Below are 16193 nucleotides of genomic sequence, written 5' to 3' on the forward strand. Positions count from 1 at the left end.
CGGCGCCTTGACTCTCGGCGGCCTGATCACCGGCAGCAGCGGCCTGACCAAGACCGGCACCGGCAGCCTGACCCTCAGCGGCGCCAACAGCGGTTACACCGGTACCACCACCCTGAGCGCCGGCAGCCTGCTGGTGACCAACAACAACGCGCTGGGCAGCGGCGCGCTGAACACTGCTGCCGGCACCAGCCTCGACAGCACCGCCAACGTCACGCTGGCCAACAACATCGCGATGACCGGCAACCTCAACGTGCTCGGCAGCAATGCCCTGACCCTGGGCGGCGTGTTATCCGGTACCGGCGGGATTACCAAATCCGGCGCCGCAAGCCTGACCCTGACAGGTAACAACACCAACGCCGGTAATACCGTGCTGAATGCCGGCAGCCTGTTGGTTGGCAGCAACACCGCACTGGGCACTGGCGCGTTGAGCGCGGCGGCCGGCACCACGCTGGATGCAACGACGGCGGTGACCCTGGCCAACGCTGTCGGGCTGGCGGCGGATCTGACCATTGGCGGCACTCAGGCATTGGGCCTGAGCGGTGTCATCAGTGGTGCCGGCAATCTGATCAAGAACGGCACCGCGAGCCTGACGCTCAGCGGCAACAACACCTTTGCCGGTGGCACCGCGCTGAATGCCGGCACGCTGATTGTCGGCTCCAACACCGCGCTGGGCACTGGCGCATTGACCACGGCGGCGGGCACCACCCTCGATGCCAGCACTGCGGTGGCGCTGACCAACGCGATCAGCCTCGTTGGCAATCTGGGCATCGCCGGCAGCGCCAACCTGACCCTCGGCGGTGTCGTCAGTGGCAGTGGCGGGCTGACCAAAAGCGGGTTCACCAACCTGGTGCTCAACGGCGTCAACACCTATACCGGCGGCACCACGCTGGCGGCCGGCACCCTCACCGTAGGCAACGCTGCGGCGCTGGGCACTGGCACCTTGTCGGTCACCGACACGGCAACGCTGGACAGCAACACCTCCGTTAACCTGGCCAACAACGTCAACCTCAACAGCAGTGCCCTGACCATCGGTGGCAGCAGCGGCCTGACCCTGTCCGGCCTGGTCAACGGTGCCGGTCAATTGATCAAGAATGGCACGGCCAACCTGACCCTCAGCGGCGCCAACACGTTCAGCGGCGGCACCACGTTGAACGCCGGCAGCCTGACCGTCGGCAATAGCGCGGCGCTCGGCACTGGCGCACTGACTGTGGCCGGAGCGAGCACCCTCAACAGCAGCTCGGCGCTGACCCTGAACAACTCGATCACCCTCAACGCCAACCTCACCGCGGGCGGCGCCAACGCGCTGACCCTCGGCGGGGTCATCAGCGGCACTAACGGTTTGATCAAGACGGGCGCATCGAGCCTGGCCCTCAACGGCAATAACACCTACAGCGGCACCACAGCGCTGAACGCCGGTTCGCTGATCGTCGGTTCCAACACCGCACTCGGCACTGGCGCACTGAATGCCTCGAACGGCACCACCCTGGATGCCGGCACCGCCGCGACTCTGGCCAACAACGTCAACCTCGGCGGCACCCTGACCGTGGGCGGCAGCAATGCGCTGACCCTCGGCGGCGTGGTCGCCGGCATCGGCGGCCTGATCAAGAACGGCGCGGCCGACCTGACCCTCAACGGCGCCAACACCTATTTCGGCAACACCGCGCTGAATGCCGGCAAGCTGATTGTCGGCAGCAACACTGCGCTGGGTGCCGGTACGCTGAATGCGGCGGCGAATACCACGCTGGACACCAACACCGCCGTCAGTCTGAACAACGCGGTAGCCCTGGCCGGCGCGCTGAACGTCGGCGGCACGGCCGACCTGACCCTGACCGGTCTGGTCAGCGGCGCGGGCAGTCTGGTGAAAAACGGCACGGCCAATCTGATTCTCAACGCGGCCAACACCTTCATCGGCGGGACGACCCTGAACGCCGGCACCGTGACCGTCGGCAACAGTTCGGCGCTGGGCAGCGGCGCCTTGACCGTCGGCGGTGCGGCGACACTGGACAGCAATTCGCCGCTGGTCAGCCTCAACAACAACGTTGCGCTGAATGCCGCGCTGACCGTGGGCGGCACGCAGAACCTGACCCTCGACGGCGTGACCAGCGGCAGCGGCCAATTGATCAAGAACGGCGCGGCCAATCTGACCCTTAACGGCAACAACACCTTCAGCGGCGGTACCACGCTCAACGCCGGCACCCTGACCCTGGGCAATGCCAACGGTCTGGGCAGCGGCGGGTTGACCGTCGGCGGTGCGGCGACGCTGGATACCAGCGCCTCGTTCGGCATCGGCAACGCAATCACCCTCAATGCGGGGCTGACCGTTGCCGGCAACAACGACCTGGCACTCAACGGCATCATCGACGGCGCCGGCAGCCTGACCAAAAACGGCCTGTCGGACCTGACCCTGGCCGGCAGCAACACCTTTACCGGTGCGCTGAATATTGTCTCCGGCAGCGTCACCACCTTGAACAGCGCTGCACTGGGCAACACCTCGGGCGTCAACATCAGCGCCGGTGCCGGCCTGAATCTGGGCAGCGATGCCAGCCTCGGTGCGCTGACCGGCACCGGCAGTGTGCAACTGACCGGCAGCAACACCTTGACCGTCGGCGGCGGCAACGTCACCAGCACGTTTGACGGCGATCTGAGCGGTAGCGGTGGCCTGACCAAAGTCGGCACCGGTGTATTGAATCTCACCGGAATCAACGGTGTGACGGGCAACACCGCGGTCAATGGCGGCACCCTGAACCTCAGCGGTTCGCTGGCCAGTGCGCAGCTCAACGTCAATACCGGCGGCACCCTGACCGGTACCGGCTCGGCGCTCGGCTCGGTGAACATAAACAATGGCGGGCATCTGGCGCTGTCATCGGGCAATACCCTGTCTGCGTCTTCGTTGACGCTCGGCGCCGGCAGCAACGTTGATGTGGCACTGGGCACGCCGTCGACCTCGTCGCTGATGAACGTCGGTGGCAACCTGACCCTCGACGGCAATCTCAATGTCACCGATGCCGGCGGTTTCGGCGTCGGTGTGTATCGCTTGTTCAACTACACCGGCAGCCTGACCAACCTCGGTCTGGACGTGGCCAGCGTGCCGGTCGGCTACGGCCTCGGCGATCTGCTGGTACAGACCGGCGTGGGCAATCAGATCAACATTCAAGTGTCGGCACCCAACAGCAACATCCGTTACTGGGACGGCAGCCAGACCATCGCCAACGGCGTTGTCGATGGCGGCAGCGGGACCTGGAACGCGGTCGGCACCAACTGGACCGACGCCAACGGTCTGGTCAACCAGCCATGGGCCGGCGACTTCGCGGTGTTCCAGGGCGCCGCCGGCACGGTCACGGTGAACGGCACGCAACTGTTCACCGGCCTGCAGTTCGTCACCGACGGCTACAACCTGGTCAACGGCGCGGCGGGGCAACTGACGGCTGTGAACGGCACTGGCGGGACCACGGCAGTGCGCGTCGATCCGGGCGTGACCGCCACTGTCGGGGTGAATATCGATGGCAGCGGCATCCTCAACAAACTCGACAGCGGCACCCTGGTGCTCAATGGCGCCAACACCTACAGCGGCGGCACGCAACTGGACGGCGGCAAGATCATCGTCGGCAGCAACACCGCGCTGGGCAGCGGCACGCTGACCGCCAACGCCGGCACGCAACTGGACAGCAACACCGCCGTGACCCTCGGCAATGCCGCCACACTCAACGGCAACCTGACCGTGGTCGGCAGCAATGCACTGACCCTCAATGGCGTGATCGGTGGCACTGGCGGCCTGATCAAGAACGGCGCAGCGAACCTGACCCTCGGTGGCAATAACGCCTTCCTCGGCCCGGTGGCGTTGAACGCTGGCGGGTTGATTCTGGCGTCGAACTCGGCGCTCGGTTCGGGAACGCTGAATGCAGCGGGCGGTACGACGCTGGATGCCAGCACGGCGCTGTCGCTGAACAACGCGGTCAACCTCGCGGGCAACTTGGGCATTGGCGGCACGGCGGACCTGACGCTGGCCGGCACGGTCAACGGCGCCGGCAGCCTCAGCAAAAACGGTGCGGCCAACCTGAGCCTGAGTGGCAACAATAGTTTCCTGGGTGGCGTGACCCTCAACGCGGGCACCCTGACCGCCGGCAGCAACTCGGCACTTGGTCTGGGCAACCTGACCGTGGCCGGCGCTTCGGCGCTGGACAGCAGCAGCGCGGTAAGTCTGGGCAACAACCTGGTGCTCAACGCCAACCTGAGCAACACCGGCAGCAACAACCTGACCCTCGCCGGTGTGGTCAGCGGCGCGGGCGGGCTGATCAAGAACGGCGGGTCGAACCTGACCCTCAACGGCATCAACACCTACACCGGTGGCACGACCTTGAACGCCGGTACGTTGACCCTTGGCACCGGCTCTGCATTGGGCAGCGGTGCGCTGACCGTGGCCGGTGCTTCGACCCTCGACAACTCCGCGCCACTGGTGCTGGCGAACAACGTCAACCTCAATGCCAACCTGAGTCTGGCCGGCAACAACAACCTGACCCTCGGCGGCGTAATCGCGGGAGCGGGCACTCTGACCAAAAACGGTCTGGCCGATGTGACACTGTCTGGCAACAACACCTTCAGCGGCACCTTCGATGTGTTGTCCGGCAGCCTGACCACCCTCAACGGCGCGGCATTGGGCAATAACGCCACGGTCAATCTCGCGGGCGGCGCGGCGCTGAACCTCGGCGCTTCGGGCAGCCTCGCCAGCCTCACCGGCAGCGGCACCGCGCTGGTCGGTACCGGCAACACCCTGAGCCTCGGCGGCAATAACCTCAGCAGCACCTTCGGCGGTGTCCTCAGCGGCGACGGCGGCCTGACCAAACTCGGCACGGGCACGCTGACGCTCAGCGGCATCAGCGACCTGACCGGCGACACCAACGTCAACGCCGGCACGCTACAGGTCAACGGTTCGCTGGCCAGCGCTAACGTGCTGGTCAACAACGGCGGCACGCTCGGTGGCAGCGGCGCCCTGACCGGTGCGGTGACGGTGGCTGATGGCGGGCATCTGGCGGGCGTTACCGGCAGCACCTTGTCGGTGGATTCGCTGGTGTTCAACGGCAACGCCAATTTCGATGTCGGCCTCGGCGTACCGGTCTCCGGTGGCGGCAATGCGCTGGTCAATGTCGGCGGTAACCTGACCCTCGACGGTACCCTCAACGTCAGCGACATCGGTGGTTTTGGCAGCGGCGTTTATCGCCTGATCAACTACACCGGTGGCCTGACCGACAACGGCATGCTGATCGGCACCGTGCCGGGCAGCGTCACCTCGGGGGATCTGACTCTGCAAACCGCACTGGCCAACCAGATCAACCTGCTGGTCACCGCACCGGGCGTCACCGTGCAGTTCTGGGACGGTAACCAACTGATCGCCAACGGTTCGGTGGACGGCGGCAGCGGCACCTGGGGCACTGGCACCACCAACTGGACCGACGTCAACGGCACCACCAATCAGGCCTGGACCAACAACTTCGCGGTGTTCCAGGGCGCGGCGGGTACTGTGACGGTCAACGGCGCGCAAACCATCACCGGCATGCAGTTTGTCACCGACGGCTACAGCCTGCAGAACGGCACGGCTGGCTCGCTGAACCTGGTCAACGGTTCAATGGGCAACGCTTCGGTGCGCGTCGATCCGAACGCCACTGCGACCCTTGGCGTAGCGCTCAATGGTGCCGGCACCCTCGGCAAATACGACACCGGCACGCTGGTGCTCAACGCCGCCAACGGCTACACCGGCGGCACCGCGCTCAATGGCGGCAAGATCGTTGTCGGCAATAATGCGGCGCTCGGCACCGGGGTGTTGACTGCTGCGGACAGCACGGCGCTGGACAGCAACGCGGCGGTCAGCCTCGCCAACAACGTGGTGCTCAACGGCGGTCTGACCGTCGCCGGCAGCAACGCTTTGACGCTCGGTGGTGTGGTCAGCGGTGCTGGCAGCTTGATCAAGACGGGCGCATCGAGCCTGACCCTCAACGGCAGCAACACCTACAGCGGCGGCACTCAACTTGGCGGCGGCACACTGGTGCTGGGCAACAACAGCGCCCTCAGCAGCGGCGCACTGAACGTGACCGGCAACGGCAGCCTCGACAGCACCTCGGCGCTGCAACTGGCCAATGCCATCAACCTCGGTGCGCAACTGACCCTGGCCGGCAACCAGAACACCACGCTGCTCGGCGCCGTCACTGGCACCGGCAGCCTGGTAAAAAACGGTAGCGGCGACCTGCTGCTCAGTGGCGCCAACACCTACAGCGGCGGCACCACACTGAACGGCGGCACTACCACCGGCGACACCAGCAGCCTGCAAGGGGCGATCGTCAACAACGCGGCGCTGACCTTCGCGCAGAACGCCGACGGCAGCTACACCGGCAACCTCACCGGCAGCGGTACGCTGAACAAAATCGGCACCGGTCAGTTGTTGCTGACCGGCAACAACACCTTCACCGGCAACACCTCGGTGCAGGCCGGCAACCTGATCGTCAATGGCGTGCTCAACAGCGCCAACGTCAACGTCGCCAGTGGCGCGAAAGTTGGCGGCAGCGGGCAACTGGGTGGCAACGTGCAACTGGCGAGCGGCGCGACGCTGACCGGGGGTGGTACCGCCACGCCGTTGTCGGTCGGTGCACTGGCACTGTCCTCGGGAACCAATCTGGACTTCAGCCTCGGCTCGGCCACCAGCTCCACCACCGTGGTCAACGTCGCCGGCAACCTGACCCTCGACGGTACCCTGAACATCAGCAACGCCGGTGGTTTCGGTACCGGGGTCTATCAACTGTTCCGCTACGGCGGCAGCCTCACCGACAACGGTCTGGTCTACGGCAGCCTGCCGGTTTCGGCGGCCAACCTGACCCTGCAAACGGCGATTGCCAATCAGGTCAACCTGCTGGTGCAGGGCACACCGGGTGAAGTGCAGTTCTGGAACGGCGGCACCACCAACCCTGATGGCAGCATCGGCGGCGGCAGTGGCGTGTGGGGCCCGGGGACCAACTGGACGGATCCGAGCGGCACTCAGGCGTTGGCTTCCAATGGTCAGTTCGCGGTGTTCGGCGGCCAGGCCGGTACCGTCACCGTGCAGGGCAATCAGAACTTCACCGGCCTGCAATTCCTTACCAGTGGCTACAGCGTGGTTCCGGGGGCTGGCGGCACGCTGACGCCGGTCAATGGTGCCGACGGCAGTCTGGCACCGGTGCGGGTGAATGCCGGCGCCAGCGCTGAAGTCTCCGCACCGCTGGTGGGTACGGGAGGGATCGAGAAACTCGATTCCGGCACTCTGGTTCTTACGGGCGCCAACACCTACAGCGGTGGCACCACGGTCAGCGGCGGTACGCTGGTCGGTAACACCACCAGCCTGCAAGGCAACATCACCAACAATGCCTCGCTGGTGTTCCTGCAGAACGTCAATGGTCAGTTCAATGGTGTCCTCAGCGGTATCGGAGCGATGGCCAAACGCGGTACCGGCACCTTGTTGCTGACCGGTAATCAACCGTTCAGCGGCAGCGTGTCCGTCGATCAAGGCCTGCTGCAAGTCGGCAGCCGCGCGGCCCGGGCGTCGCTGGGTGCGCAGGTCACGGTCGCCAACGGTGCCGGTTTGAGCGGTAACGGCAGCGTCGGTTCGGTGGTCAACCACGGTGTGGTGGCTTCCGGTGGTGCCGACGGCACCTTGAGCGTGGCCGGCAACCTGACCAACAGCAGTGATGGTGTACTGGCGCTGACGGTCAGTTCGCCAACCGCCACGCCGCTGGCAGTGGGCGGGACGGCCGCGCTGGGTGGCGGGCTGGTGGTCAACAGCCTTGCGCCGTTCACCGGCAACACCACTTACTCGCTGATCACCGCCGGTGGCGGCGTGACCGGCACCTTCAGTGCCGCCGATCTGCCGCAGTACGCGTTCCTCGACAGCTCGCTGGTCTACGCTGCCGACGCGGTCACCCTGGCGGTGAGCCGCAACGGCAACTCGTTCGCCGACGTCGCGGCCACAGGCAACCAGCGCGGCGCCGCCGCGGCCCTGTCCAATAACGGCCCGGCGGGCGCGGCGCTGCAGAACCAGATCGTCAACCTCAGCGTGGCCGGTGCGCGCAATGCGTTCGACAGCCTGTCGGGTGAAATCCACGCCAGCACCGCAAGTGCGATGCTGGAGGATTCGCGCTTCATCCGCGAGGCGGTCAACGACCGCATGCGCCAGCCGTCGTGCGGCGCGTCGGATGATCCACGCCGGACGCTGGCACCGAGCGACACCCAACTGAGCAGCAACGGTTGCCACGGGGAAATGGTCGGCTGGATTCGGGCCATCGGTGCCTGGGGGGACATGGGCGGCGACAGCAACACGGCGAAAGTCGATCGTAACCTCGGCGGTTTCATGCTTGGCACCGACAAGGCGCTGGACGACACCTGGCGGGCCGGGATGGCCGCCGGCTACACCCGCAGCAACCTCAACGCGCACGATCGTAACTCCGATGCCAAGGTCGACAGCTACCACCTGGCCGGTTACCTCAACTCGCAGTTCGATGCGTTGGCCGTGCGCCTTGGCGCGGCGTACAGCTGGCACAGCATCGAGACCAAACGCGATGTCAGCGTCGGCAGCTACAACGATCGCCTGAAGGCCGATTACGACGCACGCAGCGCTCAGGTGTTCGGTGAAGTGGGTTACGCGATCAACGCTGCCGGTGTTGCCATCGAACCGTTTGCGGGTCTGGCCTACGTCAACTACGACAGCGACACCGCCAAGGAAAAAGGCGGAGTGGGGCGCCTGAAGGCCGACGCCGATCAGGACATCACCTACTCGACCCTCGGGGTGCGCATCGGCAAGTTGGTGACCCTGGCCAACGGCAGCCAGTTGACGCCACGGGCGGCCATCGGCTGGCGCCATGCCTACGGCGACACCAAACCTGATGCCGACCTGACCTTCATCGACGGCGGCGCCTCGTTCAGCACCCAGGGCGTACCGATTGCCAAGGACAGCGCACTGCTCGAAGCCGGCATCGACTTCCAGGTCACCCCGACCGGCAAGCTGGGCATCGGCTACTCGGGCCAGGTGTCGAGCGACAACAACGACAGCGCGTTCAACATCAGCTTCAGTCAAAGCTTCTGAATCATGGTCGAAGTACTTTAACCGCCCGAAAGGGCGGTTTTTTTTGCAGGGCAGAATAGAGCGGCTGCATAGGCCCGACGATGACGTGGGGGGGACTGGTCGATAGCTTTCGCGAGCAGGCTCGCTCCCACATTTGCTCTGTGTCACCCACCGACTCTGTGTGCACTGGAGATCCAGTGTGGGAGCGATCCTGCTCGCAAAGGGGCCCGGACATCCAGCGCAAAAATCAGCCAGCCCGCGCTCTGCTAGAATCCGCCCCATTAACTGCCAGAGACTCTCCCATGAGCGAGCCCATTCGTCTGACCCAATACAGCCACGGCGCCGGTTGTGGCTGCAAGATTTCCCCGCAGGTGCTGGAGGTGATTCTGGCCGGCAGCGGTGCGCAGAACCTTGACCCGAAACTGTGGGTCGGCAATGCCTCGCGTGATGACGCGGCGGTGTACGAGATCGATGCCGAGCGCGGGGTGGTGTCGACCACTGACTTCTTTATGCCGATCGTCGACGATCCGTTCGATTTCGGCCGTATCGCTGCGACCAATGCGATCAGCGACATTTATGCAATGGGCGGCAATCCGTTGATGGCGATTGCGATCCTCGGCTGGCCGGTGAATGTGCTGGCGCCGGAAGTGGCGCGGGAAGTGATTCGCGGCGGGCGGGCGGTGTGTGACGCCGCGGGCATTCCGCTGGCCGGCGGGCATTCGATCGATGCGCCGGAGCCGATCTTCGGTCTGGCGGTAACCGGTCTGGTGGAAAAGCGCCACATGAAGCGCAACGACACCGCTAACGCCGGTTGCCTGCTGTACCTGACCAAGCCGCTGGGCATCGGCATCCTTACCACCGCCGAGAAGAAGGGCAAATTGCGCCCCGGCGACATTGGCGTGGCCCGCGACTGGATGTGCACCCTGAACAAGCCCGGCAGCCGTTTCGGCAAACTCGCCGGGGTCGCCGCGATGACCGACGTTACCGGTTTCGGTCTGCTCGGGCATCTGCTGGAAATGGCCGACGGCAGCCACCTGACCGCACGCATCGGCTACAACCACGTGCCGCGTCTGGACAGCGTCGAGTACTACCTCGAACAGGGCTGCGTCCCCGGCGGCACCCTGCGCAATTTCGACAGCTATTCGAGCAAGCTCGGCCGTCTGCAGGAGCTGCACAAGCGTGTGCTGTGCGACCCGCAGACCAGCGGCGGTCTGCTGATTGCCGTGACCCCCGAAGGCAATGACGAATTCCTTGCCGTGGCGGCCGAACTGGGCCTGGACCTGGCGCCGATCGGCGAGCTGGTTGAGCGACAGACCCACGCAGTCGAGGTGATTTGATGTCACGCGACTGCACCGACTACCGCGATATTTTTCTCAACGACCGGCCGCTGATGGATGCCCGTGCGCCGGTCGAGTTTCACAAAGGCGCGTTCCCCGGCGTGGTCAACCTGCCGCTGATGAACGACATCGAGCGGGAGAAGATCGGCACCTGCTACAAGCAGCACGGTCAGCAGGCCGCCATCGAACTGGGCCAGCAGCTGGTGTCCGGCGCGGTGAAGGCCGAGCGCATTCAGGCCTGGGCCGATTTTGCCCGGGCCCACCCCGAGGGTTATCTCTATTGTTTTCGTGGCGGCCTGCGGTCGCAGATCACTCAACAGTGGCTGCGTGACGAGGCCGGTATCGACTATCCGCGGGTTGGCGGCGGCTACAAGGCGCTGCGCAACTTTCTCATCGACACGCTTGAGCAGGCGATCGGCCAGTGTGATTTCGTGTTATTGGGTGGCATGACCGGCACCGGCAAGACCGAGGTGCTGGTGCAGTTGCGCAACGGGCTGGATCTGGAAGGTCACGCCAACCATCGCGGCTCCAGTTTCGGCAAACGCGCCACTGGCCAACCGTCGAACATCGATTTTGAAAATCGTCTGGCCATCGACATCCTCAAGAAGCGCGATGCCGGTATCGAGCAGTTTGTGCTGGAAGACGAGAGTCGGGTGGTGGGCAGTTGTGCGCTGCCGTTGCCGCTGTATCAGGGCATGCAGCAGTACCCGATGGTCTGGCTGGAGGACCGTTTCGAAGACCGGGTCGAGCGGATTCTGCGCGATTACGTGGTGGACCTGTCAGCCGAGTTCTCCACGGTGCATGGCGAGGACGGTTTTACCTTGTTCTCCGAGCGTTTGCTGGAAAGCCTGAACAACGTGCAAAAGCGCCTGGGCGGCGAGCGGCATCGGCGGATGCTGATGCTGATGGAAGCGGCGCTGGCCGAGCAGGCGCGTAGCGGGGCGGTGGATTTGCACCGTGGCTGGATCGAAGGGTTGCTGCGTGAGTATTACGACCCGATGTACGGGTTCCAGCGCGAGAAGAAGGGCGGGCGGATCGAGTTTGCCGGCGAGCGCGCGGCGGTGCTGGAGTATTTGCGCGAGCGGGTGAATCAGAAAGCATGATGCTGCCATTGCTGGCCCCATCGCGAGCAGGCTCACTCCTACAGGGGAATGCGTTCCAATTGCAGGCGTGAGCCTGCTCGCGATGGCGGCCTCAAAAACACCACCAGTCTCAAGTCGGGCAAGTCACCTTGCCGTTATCCAGCCCCTGCTTGTAGCTGTGGCTCTGCAAGCTGGCCTTGCCGTTGTGCCAGGTCAGGGTCAGCACGTACAGCGAATCGAAATCGCCGGACGCCCAGTCATCGGTGATGGTCTGCTTTTCGCCGACCGCCTTGCCCGCGACCTTGTTGATCAGCTCCGGCAGGTAGCCGTGGGACCACGCGGTGTAGATCGTCGCGTTGTGGTACTTGTCTTCAGTCAGCTCACGGGCCAGATCGCTGGTGTCGTTGGCGGAGAACTCGATGTTCACCGGCAGGCCAAGCTTGATCGCGGCGGGGCTGATGGTCATCAACGGGCGGATGTAGCTGTAGGAGTTGTCCAGCTCACCTTCCTCGACATTGCGCGTCGGGTTGGCGGCGAACACGTAATCGGCCTTGCCGAATTTTTCCGGCAGCAGGGTCGACAGCTCGATCGCGCGGTTCAGGCCCTGGCAGTTGAGCTGGCCGAGGCCGCCGGCGGGTTTTTCCGCGTGGCGCAGGAAGACCAGGGTCTGGGTGCCGTCCACCGGCTGGGCGCGAATCTGGCTGGATTCCAGCGACAAGGTCAACGCACTGACCGCCAGCAGGGAGGGCAGGGCCACGCAGGCGCGATGTTTGAAGCGTTTGGCGAATCTCATGAGGTTCGTCATTGAATAAAGGCGTCTTCAGCAAATGCGGTTAAGGCTGACAAACCCTTGCACCACGGGCTCCCAGCACCGGGTGGTGTCCATGTCGTGTGTCGCGCTTCCTTTGCGAAAGGCATAGCTCAGAGTCCTCTGAGGCCGGTTTGGTTCATGCACATTACCCGCAGGATGTTACGGTTCGTGTAGGCGCTGGCGCAGGCTGCGATCTTTTGAGCGGGCTTGTAAAAACCCAATCAAAAGATCGCAGCCTGCGCCAGCGCCTACATTATGATCAGTGCTTTCCTTGTGACTGGATGCTACCCATGACCGATCTGTCCGCGTTCCCGATCACCCAGAAATGGCCCGCGCAGTACCCTGACTGGATTCAGCTCTATTCCCTCCCGACCCCCAACGGCGTCAAGGTTTCGATCATGCTCGAAGAGATCGGTCTGCCGTACGAGCCGCACCGCGTGGGCTTCGACACGCAGGACCAGATGTCCCCCGAGTTCCTGTCGCTGAACCCCAACAACAAGATCCCGGCGATCCTCGACCCCCATGGCCCCGAGGACCAACCGTTGCCGCTGTTCGAGTCCGGCGCGATCCTGATCTACCTCGCCGACAAGAGCGGCCAGTTGCTGGCGCAGGAAGGCGCGCTGCGTTACGAGACGATTCAGTGGCTGATGTTCCAGATGGGCGGCATCGGCCCGATGTTCGGCCAGCTCGGCTTCTTCAATAAATTTGCCGGCAAGGACTACGAGGACAAGCGTCCGCGTGATCGCTACGTCGAAGAGAGCCGACGCCTGCTCAACGTGCTCGACAAACGCCTGGAAGGCCGCGACTGGATCATGGGCGAGCGTTACACCATCGCCGACATCGCCACGTTCCCGTGGGTGCGCAACCTGATCGGCTTCTATGAGGCCGGGGATCTGGTCGGGATCAGCAACTTCCCGAACGTCACCCGGGTGCTCGAGCGCTTTCTGGAGCGGCCGGCGGTTGTTCGCGGGCTGACCATTCCGTCGTAATCCACACAAATCCGCTGTAGGAGCTGCCGCAGGCTGCGATCTTTTGATTTTGTTTTTGAGGGTCAAAAGATCGCAGCCTGCGGCAGCTCCTACAGCGAAACGTGTGTTGCCTGACGGATTATTGCGCACCCGGTAATGCTGTCTTGATTGATCCAGGTTTGTACCCGCCCCCAGCGAAGGCATAAGCTTCGCCCCCTACGACTTTCGTCTCATCTGCCGTTTTCAGGAAGAACCATGTCCAGCCAGTTCCCCGAAGCACGTCCCCGCCGTCTGCGCCGCAATGCGAGCCTGCGCAGTCTGTTCCAGGAAACCGAGTTCAGCCTGAATGATCTGGTGCTGCCGATTTTCGTCGAAGAAGAAATCGACGACTTCGTGCCAATCAAGAGCATGCCGGGCGTGATGCGTATTCCCGAGCGCAAGCTGGCCAGCGAAATCGAGCGCTATGCCCGTGCCGGCATCAAGTCGGTGATGACCTTCGGCGTGTCCCATCACCTGGACGCCAACGGCAGCGACACCTGGCGCGAAGACGGCCTGGTCTCGCGCATGTCGCGGATTGCCAAGGACGCGGTGCCGGACATGATCGTGATGTCTGATACCTGCTTCTGCGAATACACCGATCACGGCCATTGCGGCGTGATGCACAACCACGAAGTGGACAACGACCAGACCCTGATCAACCTCGGCAAGCAAGCCGTGGCGGCGGCGCGTGCCGGTGCTGACGTGATCGCGCCGTCGGCGGCGATGGACGGCCAGGTGCGGGCGATTCGCCGCGCGCTGGATGACGCAGGTTTTACCCAGATTCCGATCATGGCCTACTCGACTAAATTCGCCTCGGCGCTGTATGGCCCGTTCCGCGAAGCCGGCGGCAGCGCCCTGAAAGGTGATCGCAAAAGCTATCAGATGAACCCGATGAACCGCCGCGAAGCCCTGCGCGAATCGCTGCTCGACGAGCAGGAAGGCGCCGACGCGCTGATGGTCAAACCGGCCGGTGCGTACCTCGACATCATCCGCGACATTCGTGAAGCCTCGAACCTGCCGTTGTCGGCGTATCAGGTCAGCGGCGAGTACGCGATGATCAAGTTCGGCGCGCAGGCCGGTGCGATTGACGAGGACCGTGTGGTGCGTGAAAGCCTGGGCGCGATCAAGCGCGCGGGGGCGGACCTGATCTTCACCTACTTTGCGATGGATCTGGCACTGGCCGGGATCTAAACAACACCGCATAACCCCTGTAGGAGTGAGCCTGCTCGCGATAGCGGTGTGTCAGTCACAACTTTTTTACTGACACATCGCTATCGCGAGCAGGCTCACTCCTACAGTTTGTGCTGTGTCAGGGGCACGGGAAGAACGGCCTTATGCCGTGATCGCGAAAATACCGCTCGATCACCTTCGGATCAGCGCTGTTATCAGCAATCGCCACATAGGTGTCCGGGCGCAGCAGATAGAAGCCGTTGCGCCCCAGCCCCGCCGTTTCAAACGCCGGCCGCCAGTCGAACACATGCAGCGGCAGGTGGTGTTCGGTGCACCAGGCGATCATCTCGTCGCTGGTGTCGCCGTACACATGCACCTGCCAGCAGGGCTGGCGCAGCGGCTCGTAATTATCGCCCTCACCATCATGCGCCCACGGCAAGCGATCGCCGCCGTGCACGTGGCCAGCCGTGCCCTGGCTCAGCGGCATGCCGCGATAGTTGAGGGTGACTTGCGAGACGGTACGAAACAGGAACTCGCGGCTGGCCTCGAACGTGGCCATTTTCGGGATCAGGAACGGTGCCAGACGCGTGCGCAGCAGATCGGCGATGCGCCCCTCGGCGGTGACGAAGCTGAACACCTTGTCGGTGGTTGATACCAGCCGCCGGGCGAAGGCGATGCGTTCGGTTTCGTAGCTGTCGAGCAGTTGCGCGGTGGCGCTGCCGTTGAGCACGGCGGCGAGTTTCCACGCCAGATTGATCGCGTCGCCAATCCCGGTGTTCATGCCCTGGCCGCCAGCGGGGCTGTGCACGTGCGCGGCGTCCCCGAGCAGAAACGCCCGGCCGCTGCGAAAGTGCTCGGCCACGCGGTGATGCACGCGGTAGGTGGAGAACCAGTGGACCTCGTCGATGTGCACCTTCAGGTGCTCGATGGCGCGGCTGCTGACGTCGGCGAATTGCAGGGTTTCGGCGCGGTCGGCACGTTCGTCGCGCACCGTGCCGATCAGCCGTGCGCGGCCTTCGCCGGCCAGCGGGAATACCGCGAGAAAATCCGCTTCATCCAGATCCAGGTGCAGCTCGCCGTTCATGGCCGGGCCGCTGGCCTGGACATCCGCGACGTAGAAAATCTGCTGATAAGTGCCGCCCGGGAACCCGGTGTCGAGGGTTTTGCGCACCATCGAGCGCGCACCGTCGCAGCCGGCGAGAAAGCACGCCTGACAGATTTCCTGCTGCCCGTCCGGCAAGCGCAGATGCGCGGTGAGGCCGTCGCCGGTTTCTTCGAAACTCTCCAGTTCAGTGTTGCGCTCAACGGTCACACCATAGTCTTCCAGGCGTTCAAGCAGCAGCCGTTCGTGTTGGTCCTGGGGGAAGATTTCGATGAACGAGTAGGGCGTCAGGCCTTCGCCGATACGCCGCAGCGGCAACTGCGCGACCGCTTTGCCCTTGACCCAGAAATTTGCCGCCGCGACCTTGTGGCCGTTGCGCACCACGGTGTCGGCCAGGTCCAGTTGCCGGTACAACTCCAGAGTCCGCGCCTGCACCGCCAGCGCCCGCGAAGTGGTGCCGGGGCCGCAAGTCTTGTCGAGGATGCGCACGCGCACGCCCAGTTTGCTCAGCCACAGGGCCAGCACCAGACCGGTCGGGCCGGCGCCGATGATCAGTACGTCGCTGCGGTGCATGGACCTGTCCTCCGTTGGCTGTGCAGCAAGTATGG

7 protein-coding genes are annotated in these 16193 nt (G+C 64.2%); 5 read left to right on the top strand and 2 right to left on the bottom strand.

Going from position 1 to position 16193, the window contains the following annotated elements:
- From J5M57_RS27230 to mnmH, 3 genes are all read left to right on the top strand, one after another.
- Positions 1–9097, top strand: a 9097-nt coding sequence (locus tag J5M57_RS27230; protein WP_207872033.1) for an autotransporter-associated beta strand repeat-containing protein, incomplete at its 5' end; no start/stop codon positions are given.
- 281 nt (positions 9098–9378) lie between these two features.
- Complete coding sequence (gene selD / locus J5M57_RS27235; protein ID WP_207849624.1) at positions 9379–10413, top strand: selenide, water dikinase SelD; 1035 nt, start codon at positions 9379–9381, stop codon at positions 10411–10413.
- Positions 10413–11516 (top strand): tRNA 2-selenouridine(34) synthase MnmH, encoded by a 1104-nt coding sequence (gene mnmH / locus J5M57_RS27240; RefSeq protein ID WP_207849625.1) that lies wholly within the window; start codon positions 10413–10415, stop codon positions 11514–11516. Before selD ends, mnmH begins: the two co-directional genes overlap by 1 nt.
- Before the next feature lie 109 nt (positions 11517–11625).
- Here the strand turns inward: mnmH and J5M57_RS27245 are convergent, their stop codons facing one another.
- Positions 11626–12300: a histidine phosphatase family protein gene (locus tag J5M57_RS27245; RefSeq protein WP_169840708.1), complete on the bottom strand. Its 675-nt coding sequence runs from the start codon at positions 12298–12300 to the stop codon at positions 11626–11628.
- Between the two features lie 296 nt (positions 12301–12596).
- Here J5M57_RS27245 and J5M57_RS27250 point away from each other — a divergent pair, with 296 nt between their 5' ends.
- Positions 12597–13295, top strand: a complete 699-nt coding sequence (locus J5M57_RS27250) for a glutathione binding-like protein (RefSeq protein WP_064586874.1) — start codon at positions 12597–12599, stop codon at positions 13293–13295.
- A gap of 234 nt (positions 13296–13529) precedes the next feature.
- Positions 13530–14504: a porphobilinogen synthase gene (gene hemB / locus J5M57_RS27255; RefSeq protein WP_064586875.1), complete on the top strand. Its 975-nt coding sequence runs from the start codon at positions 13530–13532 to the stop codon at positions 14502–14504.
- A gap of 118 nt (positions 14505–14622) precedes the next feature.
- Here hemB and J5M57_RS27260 read toward each other — a convergent pair whose 3' ends face one another.
- A complete protein-coding gene (locus J5M57_RS27260) occupies positions 14623–16158 on the bottom strand; it encodes an FAD-dependent oxidoreductase (RefSeq protein ID WP_207849626.1) in 1536 nt (511 codons plus the stop codon).
- Between the last annotated feature and the right edge of the window lie 35 nt (positions 16159–16193).

Source organism: Pseudomonas sp. 86_A (assembly GCF_017491705.1).
Classification (GTDB): Bacteria; Pseudomonadota; Gammaproteobacteria; order Pseudomonadales; family Pseudomonadaceae; genus Aquipseudomonas; species Aquipseudomonas koreensis.